This window comes from Phytopseudomonas straminea (assembly GCF_900112645.1).
Classification (GTDB): domain Bacteria; phylum Pseudomonadota; class Gammaproteobacteria; order Pseudomonadales; family Pseudomonadaceae; genus Aquipseudomonas; species Aquipseudomonas straminea.
Window position 1 is genome coordinate 262,494 of record NZ_FOMO01000005.1, and the last position, 14,480, is coordinate 276,973.

At 63.9% G+C, this 14,480-nt stretch carries 10 protein-coding genes; 6 read left to right on the forward strand and 4 right to left on the reverse strand.

Annotated features, from left to right (window positions below):
- Window positions 1–9: 9 nt before the first annotated feature.
- Window positions 10–1,116, reverse strand: coding sequence for a YheT family hydrolase (locus BM279_RS14315; RefSeq protein ID WP_093504708.1), 1,107 nt, complete (start codon window positions 1,114–1,116; stop codon window positions 10–12).
- Window positions 1,117–1,364: 248 nt separating this feature from the next.
- Here BM279_RS14315 and BM279_RS14320 point away from each other — a divergent pair, with 248 nt between their 5' ends.
- Window positions 1,365–2,273 carry a bifunctional GNAT family N-acetyltransferase/nucleoside diphosphate kinase regulator gene (locus tag BM279_RS14320; protein WP_093504710.1) on the forward strand — a complete coding sequence of 303 codons (909 nt, stop codon included), beginning with the start codon at window positions 1,365–1,367 and terminating at the stop codon, window positions 2,271–2,273.
- 531 nt (window positions 2,274–2,804) lie between these two features.
- Here the strand turns inward: BM279_RS14320 and BM279_RS14325 are convergent.
- Together BM279_RS14325 and BM279_RS14330 are read right to left on the reverse strand one after the other, a co-directional pair.
- Window positions 2,805–4,181 carry a GntP family permease gene (locus tag BM279_RS14325; protein WP_093504712.1) on the reverse strand — a complete coding sequence of 459 codons (1,377 nt, stop codon included), beginning with the start codon at window positions 4,179–4,181 and terminating at the stop codon, window positions 2,805–2,807.
- Between the two features lie 118 nt (window positions 4,182–4,299).
- Complete coding sequence (locus BM279_RS14330) at window positions 4,300–4,794, reverse strand: gluconokinase (protein WP_208604540.1); 495 nt, start codon at window positions 4,792–4,794, stop codon at window positions 4,300–4,302.
- 222 nt (window positions 4,795–5,016) lie between these two features.
- Here BM279_RS14330 and gntR point away from each other — a divergent pair, with 222 nt between their 5' ends.
- Complete coding sequence (gene gntR, locus BM279_RS14335) at window positions 5,017–6,042, forward strand: HTH-type transcriptional regulator GntR (protein ID WP_093504717.1); 1,026 nt, start codon at window positions 5,017–5,019, stop codon at window positions 6,040–6,042.
- Window positions 6,043–6,156: 114 nt separating this feature from the next.
- On the opposite strand, the gene BM279_RS14340 is transcribed toward gntR, so the two are convergent.
- A complete protein-coding gene (locus BM279_RS14340) occupies window positions 6,157–7,173 on the reverse strand; it encodes a zinc-dependent alcohol dehydrogenase family protein (protein WP_093504719.1) in 1,017 nt (338 codons plus the stop codon).
- 241 nt (window positions 7,174–7,414) lie between these two features.
- Between BM279_RS14340 and BM279_RS14345 the strand changes: the two genes are divergently transcribed.
- The 4 genes from BM279_RS14345 to BM279_RS14360 all read left to right on the forward strand — a co-directional run bounded on the left by BM279_RS14345 (window position 7,415) and on the right by BM279_RS14360 (window position 14,418).
- On the forward strand, window positions 7,415–8,332 hold the full coding sequence (locus BM279_RS14345; RefSeq protein ID WP_093504721.1) for a LysR family transcriptional regulator: 918 nt from the start codon (window positions 7,415–7,417) through the stop codon (window positions 8,330–8,332).
- A 179-nt stretch (window positions 8,333–8,511) separates the two neighbouring features.
- A complete protein-coding gene (mexE, locus tag BM279_RS14350; protein ID WP_093504723.1) occupies window positions 8,512–9,732 on the forward strand; it encodes a multidrug efflux RND transporter periplasmic adaptor subunit MexE in 1,221 nt (406 codons plus the stop codon).
- Between the two features lie 100 nt (window positions 9,733–9,832).
- Complete coding sequence (locus tag BM279_RS14355; protein WP_093504725.1) at window positions 9,833–13,009, forward strand: efflux RND transporter permease subunit; 3,177 nt, start codon at window positions 9,833–9,835, stop codon at window positions 13,007–13,009.
- On the forward strand, window positions 13,006–14,418 hold the full coding sequence (locus BM279_RS14360) for an efflux transporter outer membrane subunit (RefSeq protein ID WP_093504728.1): 1,413 nt from the start codon (window positions 13,006–13,008) through the stop codon (window positions 14,416–14,418). The genes BM279_RS14355 and BM279_RS14360 overlap by 4 nt, the downstream gene beginning before the upstream one ends.
- The last annotated feature ends 62 nt before the right edge of the window (window positions 14,419–14,480 follow it).

The following is a 14,480-nucleotide window of genomic DNA, read 5'->3' on the forward strand; positions in this document are numbered from 1 at the left end:
GGCGCATCGTCATTCCGCCCGGCCGGCGTGCACGGCCTGTAGGAATTCCGCCGCCAGGTGATGGGCCCAGGGCCTGGCGGTAAGCCCCGAGAGGTAGGCGCAATGGCTGCCGCGCGAGGTCACGGCCAGCAGCGTTCTTGGCAGGCGCGCCATGGCGTGTTCATGCTCGCGCACGTTGTCCGCCACGCAGACGGGATCGTCCTCGGCGTTGAGCACCAGCAGCGGCACACTGATCCGCTCCATCAGCGCCACCGGGTTGCAGCCGTCCAGGTAAGCCTGCCAACTGTTGTAGCCAGCACACTCGTACAGGTGCTGGTGAAACTCATCGAGGCTTTGCGCCTCCTCAAGCCGCGCCAGGCTTGGCCAGGCCGCCAGAGCCTCGCGGTTGCGCGTCACGAACTGGCGTACCAGCCTTCTCGCCATCACCCGGCTGTAGGGTGCTCGCGAGCGGGCGAACGCCACCTCGATGTCGTAACCCGGGCAATAGGCGAAGGCGCCGTGCAGCGGGGTGTCATCGCCTTGCTCGCCGAGGTAGCGCACCAGCAGGCCGGTACCGGCAGAGATACCGGCGGCGTAAAGCGGGGAGTGGGGGTGGCGTTCGCCGATCCGACGCAATTGCTCGCGCAGATCCTCGGTGTCGCCCAGGGTGTTGAAGCGCGGGCTGGTCAGCGGCAACTCGCCGTGGCCGCGACGCTCGCACAACACGATTCGCCAGCCGGTGAGGCGCTGCATGTCCCGCACGAACACACGCATGCTCTGCGGTGTACCGGTGATGGTGTGCAGCACTGCCAGGGTCGGCGTATGGGCTGGCAAGTCGGCGCCCAGCCAGTGCAACGCCGTGGTACCACCATCGCTCATGCGCAGCGTCTCGACCCGGTCGTAGGTCAGGCGAGGGGAGAGCGCTTCCTGGATACCGGCGACGAAAATCTGCAGGTGCCCGTTGACGGCCCAGGGCGTGGCCCAGAAGCGCTGCGTCAGGCGTGGCAGCCTGGCGAGCAGCTCGGCATTGTGGGCGTTGGCCTGATAGATCAGCTGAGGGCGACGCGCGACGACGCCCAGGTAGTAGGCGGCGAAGCCAATCAGAAGTACGCACAGCGCGACCATCGCGGTTGTCATTCAATGCTCCCATGAGCGTCGTCAGCCGGGCAATCTTACCGGCTGCGGCGCCGGACTGCCGCATGGTCTGGGTTAATGAAGGCGGGTGAGGGCAGTGACAGCGCGCTATCTGCCCAACCCAAAGGCCAGATCGAGCGCCCAGATGGGTCGGAATTGCTTGCCTGATGCTTTAAACTAGCCGGTTACCGTAAGAACCGTCATGGCCATAGCCATGAAGGGCTTCAAACCTTCAAATATGTGTGGTGAAGATGACCAAGCCTTTCATTTCGCTGTGCCCGGAAATCACTCGGGCACATGCGCTGAAGCTGATGGACTGGTTGGAAGATGATCGCGTTACCTGCTACCTGAGCGATTCACGCGATGTTTCCCGGTCCATCGAACACGCCATCGATCGGACGCAATTGCCGATCCTGACCCATTTGTTCAACCGCGATGGCCGTTTCTTCATGGCCTATGACCGGTACGACGAGCCGGTGGGCTTCGTCCGTCTGATCAAGAATGGCCCCGAGTGCGAGATCGTCCTGGCCATCGGCGACAGCGAAAAATGGGGCCGCAACCTCGGCACCCGCACCATCCGCGAAGGCATGAAGCTGGCGTTCCTCGACATGCGCGCCGGGAAGCTCATCGCCAAGATTCACCCGGACAACCAGCGCTCGCAGAAAGCCTTTCTGCGCAGCGGCTTCGAACTCGAGAGCCAAACACCGACCATGACCTCATGGGCCATGACGGCCGGGCGCTACCTGCAGCTACTGCGCGAAGATGCCTTCCGCGATGCACCCGGGATCTACATCACCGAAATGGACAAGGCCAAGCTCGACAACCTGATCGCTCTGGAGGAAGGCCCGGTCGTCCAACTCGAACACGAGCTCGAACGCGCTATTGTCGTCGAGCCGAACCAGGTGCCCAGCACCGTCGTCACGATGAACACCAGAGCCCTGGTGCAACTGGACGACGAAGAGATCGAAGTGGCCGTGGTTTACCCCGAAGAGGCCAACAGCAGCGCCGGCAAGCATTCAGTGTGCTCCGACCTCGGCGCTGCCATCCTGGGCTATCAGGAAGGCGACGCCATCGACTGGCGCATCGCAGGCCGCACGCGGCAGATCGAGATCAGGAAAGTGCTTTATCAGCCGGAGGCGGCGGGCGACTATCACCTGTAGCGCCAGATTGAAGTCCGTGTCGCTGCATGGCGGGTGAATAGAAGAGCCACAGGGAAGTGGCTCAGCTGGGAAGCAGAGTGAGGTGCAAGTTGAATGAGCGTGACCGTTCGCCATACTTAATTTAACATAATATACATTATACGAACCAATGTACTGAGCAATGCCAGCCGTTCTCCTGCCAGATTCTCGTAATCATCCGCTGCAAACTCACTGCGTAATCGTCAGCCCCTTCAAGTAGCCGCTGCTCATGCAGAACACTCTAGTTTGCGAAGATGCTCTCCATTTGCGTGCACACGGTACTTGGACGGCTTTGCAGATATGGCTGTCGAAGATGCCACGGCTGACGCTCTGCTTTCAGCTCGCGTTGTGCCTGAGAAATATCGTGGGTCGTCCGCCAGGACCTGGCGCTACGTACGGCACCAGATGAACACGTTCCAGACCCCGCATAGCGAGCTGCCGGGTTGTTCCAGATCTGGAACGGTGTGTAATCCCGCACCGATGCCGTCGCCATGACGGCATCGGCCTTTCACGCTACAGGATCAGGCTGCCAATGACCGCCAGGATGAACGCGATGCCACCGAGCAATGTTTCCATTACTGTCCAGGTCTTGAGCGTGGTCTTTTCGTCCATTTCCAGAAAGCGGCTGACCAGCCAGAAACCCGAGTCGTTGACGTGGGACAGCACGGTGGCGCCGCCGGCGATAGCAACCACGATAAAGCACAGGTCGAACTCGCTCAGCCCAGGTGTGGCGGCAACCATCGGCGCCACCAGTGCGGCCGTGGTGGTGAGTGCCACGGTTGCCGAACCCTGGGCCACGCGCAGCGCCGCGGAGATCACGAACGCCGCAAGGATGACCGGCATACCAGTGTCCGAAAGCGTGGCAGCCAGCGCGTCACCGATACCGCTGGTACGCAGCACGCCACCGAACATGCCCCCTGCCCCTGTCACCAGAATGATCGAGCAGATAGGACCGAGGGCGCCTTCGCAGACCTTCTCCAGATGCTGACGGCTGTGGCGGCCGCTGAAGGCGATCAATGCGAACAGCACGGTGATCAGCAGTGCCACCGGGGTTTTGCCGAGCATGCGCAGGAATTGCACCCAGCTGCTGCCGCCATCCACGGCTCCGATGACGGTCAGGGTATTGAGGCCGGTATCCAGGAAGATCAGCACCAGCGGCATCAACAAGATGGTCAGCACCAGCGAGAACGCCGGCGGTGCTACGTTGGTATCGCGCGGCACGTCGGTCAGGAAGCTGGCTGGCAGTTTCAGGTCATAGCGCTTGCCGGCCCACAGGCCGAACAGATAGCCGCCGAAATACCAGGTTGGCAGCGCGATGATGGTACCGACGATCACCAGCAGGCCAATGTTGGCGCCCAGCAGCTCGGCCGCGGCGACCGGGCCGGGATGCGGCGGCACCAAGGCGTGCATGGCGGCGAAGGCGCCAGCGGCTGGCAAGGCGTACTTGAGGGTCGAACCACCGAAGCGCTTGGCCACGCTGAAGATGATCGGCAGCATCACGATCAGGCCTGCATCGAAGAAGATCGGAAAGCCGAACAACAACGAAGCCACACCCAGGGCAAACGGTGCCCGGTGTTCCCCGAACTTGTTGATCAGCGTATCGGCCAGCACCTGGGCACCGCCGGTTATCTCCAGCAGCCGGCCAATCATCGCGCCGAGGCCGACCAGCAAGGCCACCGCTGCGAGCGTGGTGCCGAAGCCGCCAAGCAGCGTCGGGACGATCTTGTCGAAGGGAATCTGCGTTGCCAGTGCGGTGATGATGCTCACCAGCACCAGTGCCAGAAAGGCATGCAGGCGGAAGCGGATGATCATCAGCAATAGCAGCAGGACGGCGCCGGCTGCGATGGACAGCAGCGGCCCGGCGCCAAGGGTGGTGGTCACCTCATTCATGGTGAGCGCCCTCCTCTATGCCTGCAGCATGGGATAGGAAGTACGGTGCAGCCTGATGGTTGGTATTCATGTCGCCTCCACTTGTCTTTGTTATGGGAGATGCATGGGGTCGTTACGGTCAGCGGTCGTCGTTGGAAGTCCGCCACCAGTCAGCGGCCTTGCGGCCAAGGGTATCGATGGGTTGTGTGGCATCCAGCACCAGGGTCGAAGGCTCACCGTGAGGCGGCTCCAGGGTGGCGAACTGGCTGTCGATCAGGCTGGCGGGCATGAAGTGCCCCGGGCGATTGCCGACACGCTGCGCGGCTTCCTCACGGGACAGTTCGAGGAACACGAAGCCCAGGCCAGGCACGGCTTCGCGCAGCCGGTCGCGGTACTTGCGCTTGAGCGACGAGCAGGTCAAGACGGGATGCGGGTGGGCCTCGAGCGCGCTGACCAGCTCCTGGCCGAGGCGGCTCAGCCAGTCGGCACGGTCGTCGTCGTCGAGGGGAATGCCGGCGCTCATCTTTTCGATGTTGGCAGGCGGGTGAAATTGGTCACCTTCGATCAGGTAACCGCCGACATGGTTGGCGATCGATTCGCCGACGCAGCTCTTGCCGCATCCGGATACGCCCATGACGACTACTGCGGTTATCGGTTTGCTCATCGTGCAACTCCAGCAGAAGACAGCGCTATCTTTGGCGAGTAAAACAATACGCGAGACAGCGGCTTCAGATGTTGTAACTGTTATTCGCCGGTTCCAGCTGCTCAGAGGTGGCAAGCGCATCGTGCTCGATTGCCAAACTCCTGAGACAGCGCTACCTTAACCAGCAACTCTGGCCGATGACAACCCCTGGCGATGAAATCCCCGACGCACAGCAACTCCCGCACCCTAGGTATGCCGACCCTGGCACAGGTCGCCGAACGCGCCGGCGTATCGACCATCACGGCCTCGCGGGCGCTGCGCGGCGTGGCTACCGTGGGCGCCGATCTCGCCGAGCGAGTGCGCAAGGCCGCCGATGAACTGGGTTACGTGGCCAACCCCGCGGCACGAACCCTGGCATCGGCGCGCAGCACCTCGGTCGTGGTGCTGATTCCCTCGCTCTCCAACCAGCTGTTCATCGAACCGCTGGACGCCATTCACGAAGTGATGCGGCCACGTGGCATTGAGGTGCTGATCGGTGATTACCACTACTGCCGGGACGAGGAAGAACGACTGGTGCGCAACTACCTGCCGTACCGACCGATGGGCATGCTGCTGACCGGCTTCGACCGCACCGAAGGCACCCGACACCTGCTCAGCGCCAGCCGTATTCCCTGCGTGCACATGATGGAGTTGAGCGATGCGCCGGGTATCGCCAGCGTCGGGTTTTCCCAGCAGGCGGCCGGTGAAGCCGCGGCCAGGCATCTGTTGCAGCAAGGTCGCAAGCGGCTCGCCTATGTGGCGGCCCAGCTGGACCCGCGGGTGATGCAACGCGGCGAAGGGTTTCGCCGCGCCTTGCAGGCCGCCGGCGTCTACGACCCGGCCCTGGAGCTGTTGCATCCCCTGCCCTCGTCCATCGGCCTGGGCTGCCAGCTGTTTCGCGATTTGATGCAGCGCCATCCGGATGTCGACGGCATCTTCTTCTGCAACGACGACCTGGCCCAGGGCGCGTTGTTCGAAGCACAGCGCTGCGAGATGGCGGTGCCGGGGCGCGTGGCGATGGTCGGTTTCAACGACCTGCCGGCTTCGGCGCACACCGTGCCGCGGCTGTCGTCGATCCATACGCCGCGCACTGAGGTCGGTCGCGAAGCCGCCAACCTGCTGCTGAAAATGCTCGACGGCCGTCCTGCCACGCCCAACATCGACCTGGGTTTCGAACTGCGGGTGCGTGAGAGCAGCTAGGCGCGCGGTCATCAAATCGCAACGGATGGCCGCCATGATCGGTACCCGACACAAGGACGTGTTACCCCAGAAAAAAGCCCGGTCAGTGCCGGGCTTCTTTCGTTCAGGGGCGGATCATTCCAGCGTCAGGGCGACGCGACCACGATCGGGACAGGCTTCCATATGGCGGTGCGCGTCGGCGAATTCCTCGAAGGTGAAGGTCCGGTCGATACGCGGCTTGAGCAGGCCATCGGCGGTGAGCATGTTGATGTGATCCAGCGCGCGCTGCACCGCGGCGTGATCCTGCTCGATGCCCAGTTCCGAGTGCCCGGTGAAGTCCAGCACGCAGTGACGGAAGAACTGCAGATGCTTCTTGAACGCGGCGCAGGCCGGGAACGCGGTGTCGTTGCCACCATTGAGGCCGTAGAGAATCAGCTTGCCGCGGGTGGCGGCCACGTCACCGAGCAACTTGAGCTGCTGGCCGGCGCAATGGTCGAGAATCACCTCGGCGCCCTTGCCTTCGGTGTAGCGCTCGACCTCGAGCACCAGATCCTGCTCTTCGGTGAAGATGATCTTGTCGGCGCCCAGCTCGCGCAGGAATTCACGGCTACCCGGCACGCTGGTCGACACGATGACGTTGGCGCCCAGCGCCTTGGCCAGTTGCACCGACTGCGGCGCCAGGCAATGGCAGGCCTCGGTGATCAGCACGTGCTGGCCAGCCTTGAGCTTGGCCAGGTCGACCATCGCGAAATAGGCGAACAGCAGGCCGGTGTAATGGATGCTGGCTTCGGTCGGGCTGAGCACGTCCGGGTAGCGGGTCAGCGCATAGCGCGGCACCACCACCACGTCACCCCAGGTCGGGTAACGGTTGGGCGTGTTCGCCGGGAATGCGGCGACCGGCGTGCCGACAGGGAGGTCGTCAACACCCTCGCCCACGGCTTCTACGATACCGGCCAGCTCGGAGCCGACACCGGAGGGTAATTTGGCTTCTTCGGACGCCAGGTTCTGGCGCCACAACACATCGCCCCAGCTGACGCCAAGCGCCTGGACACGTACCAGCACCTCCCCGGCGTTCGGAGTGGGTGTCGGCATTTCTTCGCACTGCAATACGCTGGCGTCGCCGAACTTGTGGAAACGGATCATGCGGGACATCGTCAACCTCAACTGATCGCGGACTGGGTCATTCAATGGACTCGACTTTATCTGCAGACCTTATGTCACACCACCCGGCACGAGTAATAGTCGTCATGCCTCGCGGTGATATAGGCCGCCAGAACGTGTGGTTATGCCGATATGCCGGTGTCTTTCCCAATACGCTCAAGTGCTCGTACTATTGGCGCACAAGGCTCTCACTAGCGTCCCGCTCTGGCAAGCCCGCACATTTGGAACCCGGATGAACCGCAACGACCTGCGACGTCTCGATCTCAACCTGCTGATCGTGTTCGAAACGCTGATGCATGAGCGCAGCGTGACCCGTGCGGCCGAGAAACTGTTTCTTGGCCAGCCCGCGATCAGCGCGGCGTTGTCGCGTCTGCGCAACCTGTTCGACGACCCGCTATTCGTGCGCACTGGCCGCAGCATGGAGCCCACCGCCAGGGCCCAGGAAATCTTCGCCCTGCTCTCGCCGGCGCTGGACTCGATCTCCACGGCGGTCAGCCGTGCCTCCGAATTCGACCCGGCCACCAGCAATGCGGTGTTTCGCGTCGGCCTGTCGGACGATGTCGAATTCGCCCTGCTCCCAGCCCTGCTGCGCCGCCTGCGCTCCGAGGCGCCCAACGTGGTGCTGGTGGTGCGCCGCGCCAACTACCTGCTGATGCCCAACCTGCTGGCTTCCGGCGAGATATCGGTAGGCGTCAGTTACACCGAAGAGCTGCCGGCCAACGCCAAGCGCAAGACTCTGCGGCGCAGCAAGCCCAAGCTGCTGCGCGCTGATGCCATCCCCGGCAAGCTCAGCCTCGATGAATATTGCGCCCGCCCCCACGCCATGGTGTCGTTCGCCGGCGACCTCAACGGTTTCATCGATGATCAGTTGGCACGCTTCGACCGAACCCGCAAGGTGGTGCTCGCCGTGCCGCAGTTCAACGGCCTTGGCACCCTGCTCGCCGGTACCGATCTGATCGCCGTGGTGCCCGACTACACCGCATCCGCGCTCACCGCCGCCGGTGGCCTGCGCGCCGAGGACCTGCCTTTCGAGAGCGACAGTTTCGAAATGTCCATGGCCTGGCGCGGCGCCCAGGACAACGACCCGGCCGAGCGCTGGCTGCGCTCGCGCATTCAGATGTTCTTTGGTGATCCTGACAGCCTGGAATAAGCGAAGTCGCTCCGCCATTTGGACTAGACCAAATAGATAGCTAGCTTTCTATTTATATTCCATTGGGCAATATCATCATTGGTGATGATATTTATCTTCGTGTCGTTCGATTCGTTCAGAAATGTTGCAGCGACCAGACTCCGCCTCCATCACTTCTCTCCTCCTGGCGGATCTCAATCATGGAACAGCCCACTACAAGACTCTGGCAATTTCCCCTCGCCCTTACCGCCGCCCTGGTGCTCGCCGCCTGTGGCAAGAGCCAGGAAACCGCACAGCAGATGCCTACCCCCAAGGTCAGCGTGGCCGAAGTCATCGAACAGCCCCTCAACGAGTGGGACGAGTTCACCGGCCGCCTCGAAGCGCCGGAGTCGGTGCAGATCCGCCCGCGGGTGTCCGGCTTCATCGACAAGGTGAGCTTTACCGAAGGCGCCCTGGTGAAGAAAGGCGACCTGCTGTTCCAGATCGACCCGCGGCCCTTCCAGGCCGAGGTCAAACGCCTGGAAGCCCAGCTGCAGCAGGCTCGCTCCAACCTGGCCCGCACCAGCAAGGAAGCCCAGCGTGGCGAACGCTTGCGTGAAAGCAACGCGATTTCCACCGAGCTGGCCGAAGCGCGCAAAACCGCCGCCGAGGAAGCCAAGGCCGCGGTGGCCGGCATCAAGGCCGAACTCGACAACGCCCGCCTGAACCTCAGCTTCACCCGCGTCACCGCGCCCATCGATGGCCGCGTCAGCCGCGCCGAAGTGACTGCCGGCAACCTGGTGACCGCCAGCGAATCGCTGCTCACCTCGCTGGTCTCCACCGACAAGGTGTACGCCTACTTCGACGCCGACGAGCGCGCCTTCCTCAAGTACACCGAACTGGCTCGCAAGGCCGGCCATGACAGCCGCGGCAAGAGCCCGGTCTACCTGGGCCTGTCCAATGAAGCCGGCAACCCGCACTTGGGCCAGCTGGACTTTCTCGACAACCAGGTCAACCCGCGCACTGGCACCATCCGGGGCCGCGCCGTGTTCGACAACCGTGACGGCCAATTCACCCCGGGCCTGTATGCGCGCCTGAAGCTGGTGGGTAGCGACACCTACGACGCCATGCTGATCCAGGACGTCGCCGTCGGTACCGACCTGGGCAAGAAGTTCGTGCTGGTACTTGGTGACAACAACACCGTGGCCTATCGCTCCGTGGAGCTGGGGCCCAAGCTCGAAGGACTGCGCATCGTCCGCAGTGGTCTGGCCAAGGGCGACCGCGTGGTGGTCAATGGCCTGCAGCGCGCGATACCGGGCAGCACCGTGGACCCGCAGAGCGTACCGATGGCCGACGAGAAAACCCTGGCGACGCTGGAAAAGCAGCGCAAGGCCGTAGCCTCGGCGCGCAATGACGAACCCCTGAAGGTCAGCCTCAAGTAACACCGGCCCTCGCCCTCTCCCACTTCCTACCCGAGAACCTGCTCGCGCCGCCCATGGCGTGGGCAGGCTGGGCTGTGCCCGCATCAAAAGGACATTAACGATGAACTTCTCGCAGTTCTTCATCCAGCGGCCGATCTTTGCCGCCGTGCTCTCGCTGATCATCCTGATCGGCGGTGCCATCTCGCTGTTCCAGCTGCCGATCAGCGAATACCCGGAGGTGGTGCCGCCCACCGTGGTGGTGCGTGCCGATTTCCCCGGCGCCAACCCCAAGGTGATCGGCGAAACCGTGGCTTCGCCGCTCGAACAGGCCATCGTCGGCGTCGAGGGCATGCTCTACATGTCGTCCCAGGCGACCAATGACGGCCGCATGACGCTGACCATCACCTTCGCCCTTGGCACCAACCTGGATACCGCCCAGGTGCAGGTGCAGAACCGCGTGACCCGAACCATGCCGACGCTGCCCACCGAAGTGCAGCGCCTCGGCGTGACGGTCGACAAGGCGTCGTCGGACATGACCATGGTCGTGCACCTGACCTCGCCCAACGACGCTTACGACATGCTCTACCTGTCCAACTACGCCTCGTTGAACATCAAGGACGAGCTGGCCCGCCTCGATGGCGTAGGCGACGTGCAGTTGTTCGGCCTCGGTGACTACTCGATGCGCGTGTGGCTGGACCCGGACAAGGTCGCCTCCCGTGGGCTGACCGCCACCGATGTGGTCAACGCCATTCGCGAGCAGAACCGCCAGGTAGCGGCCGGCTCCCTGGGCGCGCCACCGGCGGCCAGCGACAACAGCTTCCAGCTGTCGATCAATACCCAGGGCCGTCTGGTCAGCGAGGAAGAGTTCGAGAACATCGTGGTGCGCGCCGGCGAGAACGGCGAGATCACCCGCCTCAAGGACATCGCCCGCATCGAGCTGGGCTCCAAGCAATACGCCCTGCGCTCGCTGCTCAACAACAAACCCGCCGTGGCCATGCCGATCTTCCAGCGCCCGGGCTCCAACGCCATCGCCATTTCCGATGCGGTGCGCGAGCGTATGGCCGAGCTCAAGCAGAGCTTCCCGGAAGGCGTGGATTACGAAATCGTCTACGACCCGACCATCTTCGTACGCGGCTCCATCGAAGCGGTGGTGCACACCCTGCTCGAAGCCATCGTGCTGGTGGTGCTGGTGGTGATCCTGTTCCTGCAGACCTGGCGCGCCTCGATCATTCCCCTGGCCGCCGTACCGGTGTCGCTGATCGGCACCTTCGCGGTCATGCACATGTTCGGCTTCTCGCTCAACGCCCTGTCGTTGTTCGGGCTGGTATTGGCCATCGGTATCGTGGTGGATGACGCCATCGTCGTGGTGGAGAACGTCGAACGGAACATCGGCCTCGGCAAGACGCCGCTGGAGGCGACCCGCCAGGCCATGAAGGAAGTCACCGGGCCGATCGTCGCCACCGCTCTGGTGCTCTGCGCCGTGTTCGTGCCGACCGCGTTCATCTCCGGCCTCACCGGGCAGTTCTATCAACAGTTCGCGCTGACCATCGCCATCTCCACGGTGATCTCGGCCTTCAACTCGCTGACCCTGTCGCCGGCGTTGGCAGCGGTGCTGCTCAAAGGTCATCACGAGCCCAAGGACCGTTTCTCGATGGTGCTCGACAGGCTGTTCGGGCGTTGGCTGTTCAACCCCTTCAACCGCGTGTTCGAGCGGGCCAGCCATGGCTACGTCGGCACCGTGCGCCGTGTGGTGCGCGGCAGCGGCATCGCGCTGATCATCTACGCGGGGCTGATGGGGCTGACCTACCTGGGCTTTTCCAGCACACCGACCGGCTTCGTGCCGCCCCAGGACAAGCAGTACCTGGTGGCCTTCGCCCAGTTGCCGGACGCCGCCAGCCTGGATCGCAGCGAAGCGGTGATCAAGCGCATGTCGGACATCGCCGCCAAGCACCCCGGCGTGGAAAACACCGTGTCGTTCCCGGGTCTGTCGATCAACGGCTTCACCAACAGCCCGAACAGCGGCATCGTGTTCGTTACCCTCAAGGACTTCGACCAGCGCAAGGACGCCTCGCTGAGCGCCAACGCGATTGCCGCCGACCTCAACGGCCAGTTCTCCAGCATTCAGGAAGCCTACATCGCCATCTTCCCGCCACCGCCGGTGATGGGCCTGGGCACCATTGGCGGCTTCCGCGTGCAACTGCAGGACCGTGGCAGCCTGGGGTACGAAGAACTGTACAAGCAGACCCAGAACATCATCGCCAAGAGCCGTAACGTATCGGAGCTGGCCGGATTGTTCACCAGCTACCAGGTCAACGTGCCCCAGGTGGAAGCCAACCTCGACCGCGAGAAAGCCAAGACCCACGGCGTGGCCATCGATGACATCTTCGACACCATGCAGGTCTACCTCGGCTCGCTGTACGCCAACGACTTCAACCGTTTTGGCCGTACCTACCAAGTCAACGTGCAGGCCGACCAGCGCTTCCGCCTGGATGCCGAGCAGATCGGCCAGCTGAAGGTGCGCAACAACCGTGGCGAGATGATCCCGCTGTCGACCTTCGTCAAGGTCAGCGACACCTCCGGCCCCGACCGGGTGATGCACTACAACGGTTTCATCACCGCGGAGATCAACGGTGCGGCAGCACCCGGCTACAGCTCCGGCCAGGCCGAAGCGGCGATGGCCAAGCTGCTCAAGGAAGAACTGCCCAACGGCATGAGCTACGAGTGGACCGAGCTGACCTACCAGCAGATCCTCGCTGGCAATACCGCGCTGTTCGTGTTCCCGCTTTGCGTACTGCTGGCCTTCCTGGTGCTGGCCGCCCAGTACGAAAGCTGGAGCCTGCCGCTGGCGGTGATCCTGATCGTACCGACTGTGCTGCTGTCGGCCATCACCGGGGTGATCCTGTCCGGCGGTGACAACAACATCTTCACTCAAATCGGCCTGATCGTACTGGTCGGCCTGGCGTGCAAGAACGCGATCCTGATCGTCGAGTTCGCCAAGGAGCAGCAGGAGCGCGGCCTGGATCGCGTCGCCGCGGTGCTGGAAGCCTGCCGCCTGCGCTTGCGGCCGATCCTGATGACCAGCTTCGCCTTCATCATGGGTGTGGTGCCCCTGGTCATCTCCAGCGGCGCTGGTGCGGAAATGCGCCACGCCATGGGTGTTGCGGTGTTCAGCGGCATGCTTGGCGTGACCTTCTTCGGCTTGCTGCTCACCCCGGTGTTCTATGTGCTGATTCGCGGCTTCGTGGAAAAGCGCCAGGCGCGTAAACAACAGGCCCGTCTGCAGGAGACCCAAGCATGAATTCGATGACTCACCTCGTGCCACGTACGCTGCTGATCACCGCCCTGGCGTTGGCCATCAGCGCCTGCGCGGTCGGCCCGGACTACCAGGCGCCGCAGGACGCCACCGTGGTGTCGGCGCAAGCGGCCCAGGGCCGCTATGACACCGCCCGCTTCGAGGCGCAGTGGTGGCAGCAGTTCGATGACCCGACCCTCAACCAGCTGGTCGAGCAGTCGCTGCAGGACAACCGCGAGCTGCGCGTGGCCTACGCCCGCCTGCGCGCCGCCCGGTCGATTCGCGACGACGTCGCCAACGACCGCCTGCCCACCGTGACCAGCCGAGTCAGCAGCGAGATCGGCAAGGCCCAGCAGCCCGGTGTGACCGAGCAGCGGGTCAATGCCGAGCGTTATGACCTGGGCCTGGACATGGCCTGGGAACTCGACCTGTTCGGGCGCATCCAGCGGCAGCTGGAAGCCAGCGAGGCGCAGGTCGAGGTGGCTCAGGCCGACTACCAGCAACTGCAGGTCAGCCTGATCGCCGAGCTGGTCGACGCCTACGGCACCTTGCGTGGCGCCCAGTTGCGCGAAAGCATCGCCCGCTCCGATCTGCAGAACCAGCAGTCGTCGCGGGACATCATCGAGCGTCGCCGTGAAGTCGGCATGGGCAGCGAGCTGGACGTACTGCGCTCCGACGCCCGCCTGGCCGCTACCGAAGCGACGATTCCGCAACTGCAGGCGCAGCAGGTACGGGCGCGCAACCGCATCGCCACCCTGCTCGGCCAACGTCCGGAGCAACTCAGCGTGGACCTGGCGCCGCGTCCGTTGCCGGCCATCGCCAAGGCGCTGCCGATCGGTGATCCGGGCGAGCTGCTGCGCCGCCGGCCGGACGTACGCGCCGCCGAACGCGAGCTGGCGGCAGCCACTGCTCAGGTCGGCGTGGCCACGGCGGACCTGTTCCCGCGGGTCAGCCTGTCCGGCTTCCTCGGCTTTACCGCCGGGCGCGGCTCGCAACTCGGCTCCTCGGCAGCGCGCGCCTGGGGCGTGGCACCGACCATCAGCTGGGCCGCGTTCGACCTGGGCAGCGTCAGGGCCCGCCTGCGCGGCGCCGAAGCGGATGCGGACGGCGCCCTGGCAAGCTACGAGCAGCAGGTGCTGCTGGCCCTGGAAGAATCGGAGAACGCCTTCAGCGACTACGGCAAACGCCAGCAGCGCTTGCTGTCGTTGGTGCGCCAGTCCGAGGCCAGCCGCGCCGCTGCCGCCCAAGCCGCGTTGCAGTACCGCGAAGGTACGGCGGATTTCCTGGTGCTGCTCGACGCCGAACGTGAACGCCTGGCGGCTGAAGACAGCCAGGCCCAGGCCGAGGTCGAGCTTTACCAGGGTATCGTTGCCATCTACAAGGCCCTGGGCGGCGGCTGGCAGCCGGCCACCTGAGTACCCCATTCCCTCCCGGCCGCATCGCCGGCCCCCTGCCCCACGCGGACGCCCCTCTGCGT

What these genes read in the sequence shown, in the direction of transcription:
- BM279_RS14320 (WP_093504710.1), top strand. Translation starts at nt 1,365, where the DNA reads ATGACCAAGCCTTTCATTTCGCTGTGCCCGGAAATCACTCGGGCACAT.
- gntR (WP_093504717.1), top strand. Translation starts at nt 5,017, where the DNA reads ATGAAATCCCCGACGCACAGCAACTCCCGCACCCTAGGTATGCCGACC.
- BM279_RS14340 (WP_093504719.1), bottom strand. Translation starts at nt 7,173, where the DNA reads ATGTCCCGCATGATCCGTTTCCACAAGTTCGGCGACGCCAGCGTATTG.
- BM279_RS14325 (WP_093504712.1), bottom strand. Translation starts at nt 4,181, where the DNA reads ATGAATGAGGTGACCACCACCCTTGGCGCCGGGCCGCTGCTGTCCATC.
- BM279_RS14330 (WP_208604540.1), bottom strand. Translation starts at nt 4,794, where the DNA reads ATGGGCGTATCCGGATGCGGCAAGAGCTGCGTCGGCGAATCGATCGCC.
- BM279_RS14355 (WP_093504725.1), top strand. Translation starts at nt 9,833, where the DNA reads ATGAACTTCTCGCAGTTCTTCATCCAGCGGCCGATCTTTGCCGCCGTG.
- BM279_RS14360 (WP_093504728.1), top strand. Translation starts at nt 13,006, where the DNA reads ATGAATTCGATGACTCACCTCGTGCCACGTACGCTGCTGATCACCGCC.
- BM279_RS14315 (WP_093504708.1), bottom strand. Translation starts at nt 1,116, where the DNA reads ATGACAACCGCGATGGTCGCGCTGTGCGTACTTCTGATTGGCTTCGCC.
- BM279_RS14345 (WP_093504721.1), top strand. Translation starts at nt 7,415, where the DNA reads ATGAACCGCAACGACCTGCGACGTCTCGATCTCAACCTGCTGATCGTG.
- mexE (WP_093504723.1), top strand. Translation starts at nt 8,512, where the DNA reads ATGGAACAGCCCACTACAAGACTCTGGCAATTTCCCCTCGCCCTTACC.